This is a genomic window from Mycobacterium sp., assembly GCF_039583785.1.
Lineage (GTDB): Bacteria > Actinomycetota > Actinomycetes > Mycobacteriales > Mycobacteriaceae > Mycobacterium.
Genome location: NZ_JAVKSG010000125.1, coordinates 1 through 5,231, shown reverse-complemented (window position 1 = coordinate 5,231; position 5,231 = coordinate 1). Strand labels below are relative to the sequence as shown.

At 68.7% G+C, this 5,231-nt stretch carries 3 protein-coding genes; 2 read left to right on the top strand and 1 reads right to left on the bottom strand.

Going from position 1 to position 5,231, the window contains the following annotated elements; genetic code table 11:
- The first annotated feature begins 96 nt into the window (after window positions 1-96).
- On the top strand, window positions 97-1,041 hold the full coding sequence (locus ABDV69_RS20035) for an NADP-dependent oxidoreductase (protein WP_343577493.1): 945 nt from the start codon (window positions 97-99) through the stop codon (window positions 1,039-1,041).
- Window positions 1,042-1,097: 56 nt separating this feature from the next.
- Here ABDV69_RS20035 and ABDV69_RS20030 read toward each other — a convergent pair whose 3' ends face one another.
- On the bottom strand, window positions 1,098-3,071 hold the full coding sequence (locus ABDV69_RS20030) for an acyltransferase family protein (protein WP_343577494.1): 1,974 nt from the start codon (window positions 3,069-3,071) through the stop codon (window positions 1,098-1,100).
- 461 nt (window positions 3,072-3,532) lie between these two features.
- On the opposite strand from ABDV69_RS20030, the gene ABDV69_RS20025 reads away from it, so the two are divergent.
- Window positions 3,533-5,104, top strand: coding sequence for an AMP-binding protein (locus ABDV69_RS20025; protein WP_343577492.1), 1,572 nt, complete (start codon window positions 3,533-3,535; stop codon window positions 5,102-5,104).
- Window positions 5,105-5,231: the final 127 nt, after the last annotated feature.

Genomic DNA, 5,231 nt, shown 5'->3' with positions numbered 1-5,231 from the left:
AACGCCGCGTGGTACTTCGACACCGTCCACATCGGTGACCCGATCAACGTGGTGGCGTAACGGAATACATCCGCGCGAGGCCGAGTTGGCGCCTGCATGGCCACTGCACAGACTCGAGCGGTTCGGTTCGACAGCTACGGCGGCCCCGACGTCCTCTACGTCGCCGACATCGACAGGCCGGTCCCGGTCGCCGGTGAGGTGCTCGTCGAGGTTCGCGCGGCCGGCATCAATCCCGGTGAGGCCGGCATCCGCACCGGCGCGCTACACGAGCAATTCCCCGCGACCTTCCCGTCCGGCCAAGGCAGCGACCTGGCCGGTGTCGTCATCGAAGTCGGCAGCGGCGTCGCCGGTTTCGCCGTCGGCGACGAGGTGCTCGGGTTCAGCTTCCAACGGTCCAGCCACGCCACCCACGCGAGCGTGCCGGTCGACCAGCTGATTCACAAACCGGCCGAGTTGAGCTGGGAGGTCGCGGGTTCGCTGTACGTCGTGGGTGCCACCGCGTACGCCGCGGTTCGCGCGGTGGCGCCGCAGCAAGGCGAGACCGTGGCGGTCTCCGCCGCCGCCGGCGGGGTCGGCAGCCTCGCGGTGCAACTGCTCGCGCTGCGCGGCATCCGCGTGCTGGGCATCGCGTCGTCGGGCAACGCCGAGTGGCTGCGCGCGCACGGCGCCGAACCGGTCGAATACGGCGACGGGTTGTCCGATCGACTGCGGCAGGCCACGCCCGATGGCCTCGATGCCTTCATCGACCTGTTCGGACCGGACTACGTCCAACTCGCGGTCGACCTCGGCGTGCCACCGGAGCGGATCAACACCATCATCTCGTTCGGCAAGGCCGCCGAAGTCGGCGCCAAGACCGAAGGCAGCGCCGAGGCGTCCACCCCGGCTGTGCTGCAGGAAATCGCCGGCCTGATCGTCTCCGGCGCCGTGGATTTCGACGTTGCTGCGACCTATCCGCTAGATGAGGTCGTCGACGCCTACACCAAACTCGAACAGCTGCACACCCACGGCAAGATCGTGCTGCTGCCGCAGTCGGCCGACTGACGTCAGTGCCCGGACGGCATGGTTCGCCTACGTCCGCGGCAGCGAAAGCGGTTAGCTTATCGGCGCGATTTCAGCGACTGCTCGAGCCACGGCGTCAACCACTGCACGCCCTCCTCGGTCAGGTGCACGCCGTCGCTGCGGACGTGGATGCCGTCGACGTCGGCCGTGTACGTTCCCTCGGGACACAGCTTCTTTTTGAAGTCGAGAATGTGCACGTCCGGGCGATGACCAATCGTCTTGCCCAGCATAATGTTCCATTCGTCCACCCGCTGCGGCTGATCCTCGGGATACAGGCCGCCGTCCGGCCGTTCACCCCGCCTGCTGTAGGGCAGGTTGGCGACGGTCAGCGGCGCACCGCTGAAGCTGAGGATGTCGACTGCGCGCCGCAATTCGGCGCTGATGTAGGAGTCGAAGGCCGGATCCCCGATGTGGGTCCACCGCCCCTCGTTGACCCGGTCGACCGTCTCCCATCGACCGATGACCAGCAGGACAGCGTCCGGCTGGTCGGCGGCGATCTGCGCTGTCCACCGGCCCGGCCATGATTCGCACTCGCTTTTCTGGTCCAGAGTCTGGCCGAGGTAGCTGTATGGGCCGCCGCGCACCAGGCTGCAGCCGATCACGGTGTGGTCGACGAACTGGAATCCCGGCGTGGGCGGCAGGAAGTGCATCATCGTCCAGCCGATCGAGTCGCCGAACACCGACACGGTGAAGGGGCGTCGCGGGTCGCGCTGGGTCAGCGCCCGCGCGGGCCGGACTCCTTCCGGTGTCGACGGCGACACCACGGCGACCGGCGACACACCGGGCGGCAGGCTGGCGGCGAGCGCTCCGACACCGTGCTTCGGAACGACCGGAACCACCAGCAACGTCACGGCCGCAGCCGTCGCCGCGGTGGCTCCGGCCAGCGGAAGCAGCGGCACCCGTACCGGGCGCCACTTGCGGACCGGCTGCTCGACCGCCCACCACGACACCACCGAGACCGCCAGCGTGGCGGCACACCGGACAGCGAATAACGGCAGCCCATGCCACCCGGTCCGCTGGCCGTTGAGCACCAGGAAGATCGGCCAGTGCCAAAGGTAGATGCCGTAGGAGATGCCGCCCAGCCAAACCAGCGGACCCCAGGCCAGCGCGGTCGCGACCGGCCCGCGCTGATCCAGCGCCACCGGGGCGATCACCAGCACCGCCGCGACGGCGACCGCGATCAGCAGGCCGCCGCGGAACTCGCGGGCGGTACCGGTGGCGAAGTGCACGGCCACCCCGAGCAGCGCCAAGCCGAGCACCGGCAGCGACTGGGCGATCCACCTGCCCGACCGGGAACGGATCAGCGACCATCCGCGGTTCAGCGCCGGCCAGTCGCCGACCAGCAGCGCCGAGGCGGCCGCCCCCACCAGCAGCGCCTGGACCCGGGTGTCGGTGCCGAAGTAGACCCGGTCGCGGGTCGCGTTGGACGCGATCAGGATGGCGGCCGCGGCCGAACCCAGCGCGCCGAGCGTGGCTAGCAGGAACACCGTCAGCCGAACTGCACCGACGGTAGCCCTGCTGTCGCGGCGCCGGGCGTGGACCGCCAACACCACGGCCACCGCGACCAGTACCAGCGGCCAGACGATGTAGTACTGCTCCTCCACCCCGAGCGACCAGGCATGCTGCAGCGGCGACGGCGGGGTTCCCTGAGCGAAGTAGCCGGTCTTGTCGGCCACGAACATCCAGTTGGCCACCCAGAAAAAGGCAGCGACCGCGTCGTTGCGCAGGCCGGCGATCGCCTCGGGAGCGAAGAACTGGCGCCCGACGGCCACCGTCAGCACCATCAAGATCAGCGCCGGCAGCAGTCGCCGGGCACGCCGAATCCAGAAGTTGGCCAGGTCGATCCGGCCGGTCCGGCCCAGCTCGTCGAGCAGCAGCGAGGTGATCAGAAAGCCGCTGAGCACGAAGAACACGTCGACGCCGAGGAAGCCGCCCGACATGCCGGGGATGCCGCCGTGGCCGGCGAGCACCAGGCCGACGGCAACCGCGCGCAGCCCGTCCAGTGCGCAGATACCTGGGCGGCGTTCGTCGCTGTGCTTGCGGGTGGCCGGTCGGGTTGGCGGCGGCGGGGCGACCCACCGAGGCTTGCGAGCAGAATGAACCGGCACGGGGTACGCCCCGGCCGGTTCTGTGTTCACCTCTCCAGCGCGTCGACCGGTTTCCTGGTCGGCGGCTTTTTTGGCGCCGATACTCGGGTGCCCCTCCCTGCTTGATGCAGGCCCCAGTTTAGGTCCGGGCAGACCCCATCAGCGGCAGACACGGCGCGGCGGCGTTCGAAATATGCTGCCTCGCCCCAATTCCGAGCGGGGGTGAATCGAACGCCCGACCCCCGATGGGTAATCGACACCAATTGCGTCGCGAGCCGCCGCCGCGGGCCCCAGCCGGGGGCCGAACATGACACCGTTGGCATGCCCGACCCACCTGAACGATGCCATGGGTTTCGCGTGCCCGGCGGCTAACCTCACAAGCGGCCATGTCGAACACCACACTGAGCGGTGGACGAGCGGTCCGCTGGGACGACGAGCGGGCCGCGGATGCCTACGCGCGGGGTTGGTGGGTGCGCGAGACGCTGGCCGATTCGCTGGCCGACGTCGCGCGGCGGACACCGCGGCGCCTGGTGCTGATCGACGGCGACCACCGGATCGACTGCCTGACGCTCCATCAGCGGGCGACGGCGCTGGCCGGGGCGATGCTGGAGCGGCTGCCGGTCGGCAGCGTGGTGTCGGTGATGCTGCCCAACTGGCATGAGGCCGCGATCGTTTACCTGGCGGCGACGATGGCCGGGATGGTGGTCAATCCGATCCTGGCGTCGCTGCGCGACCGTGAACTGCTGTTCATCCTCAACGACGCCAGTACCCGAATGCTGTTCGTGCCGGCGAATTTCGGGGAGCACGACTACCCGGCGATGCTGAACCGGATTGCCACCGAGCTGGCCGATCCGCCGGAGGTCGTCGCGGTCCGCGGCGGCACACCGCTACCCGCGGCGGACACGACACCCGCGTTGCCGACACTGGATCCCGATGCGGTGCGGATGATTCTCTACACGTCGGGAACGACTGGCCGCCCTAAAGGTGTCCTGCATAGCCACAATTCGATGCACGCGCTGGTCACTCAGCTGCGTGACCATTGGCAGATAGAGCCCGGGGACCGGTTCCTGGTTCCGTCGCCGATCGCCCACATCGGCGGCAGCATCTACGCGTTCGAATGTCCGCTACTGCTCGGCACGTCGGCGGTGTTGATGGACCGCTGGGACGCCGACGCCGCGGTCGAGCTCATCGGACGGGAAGGTTGCACCCACGTCGCGGGGGCTACCCCGTTTCTCGAACAGTTGCTGGCGGCAGCCGAGCGCGCCGGCACCCGTCTGCCGCAGCTCAAACTGTTCGTCTGCGGCGGCGCGTCGGTGTCGGCTGCGTTGATCCGTAAGGCCGCCGACTATTTCGAGCGCGCCGCAGTCACCCGGGTGTACGGCTCCACCGAGGTCCCGGCGACCACCGTCGGAGCGCCGCCCCACCCCGACCACGCCGCCGACACCGACGGTCGGGCCGGGTTTGCCGAGATCGCACTGCGTGGCGACGGCGGCGAAATTCACGCTCGCGGCCCACAGATGCTGGTCGGCTACTTACACGGTGCGGATGACACCGAATCGTTCGATACGGCTGGCTATTTCCGCACCGGCGATCTGGCCCGCTGGGTCGACGACGACTACCTCGTGGTGACCGGGCGGGTCAAGGACCTCATCATCCGTAACGGTGAAAACATCGCACCCAAGGAGATCGAGGACATTCTGATCGGCCATCCCGGTGTCGCGGAGATCGCCGTCGTCGGCCTGCCCGACGCCCGCACCGGCGAGCGGGCCTGCGCTGTCGTCGTTCCCAACGACCAACCCCAGCCCGATGTAGCCGGCCTTCGCATCTTCCTGCAGTCGCAGGGGGTCGCCGCCTTCAAAGCGCCTGAGCAGGTGGTCATCTGGAATGCGCTACCGCGAAACGACGCCGGCAAGGTGCTCAAACACCAGATCCGGGCAGCTCTGACGACGGACGGATGACCGTCATCTTGGGCGCAAGCCCCGCCGTTTATGGCGGGGTGAGGCCATCCCGTTTGTTGCCGGGCGCAGCCCGGCGCTCATAGAGGTCGAGCCTGCCCGTCGATGTATTGCTTGATGATCGATAGGG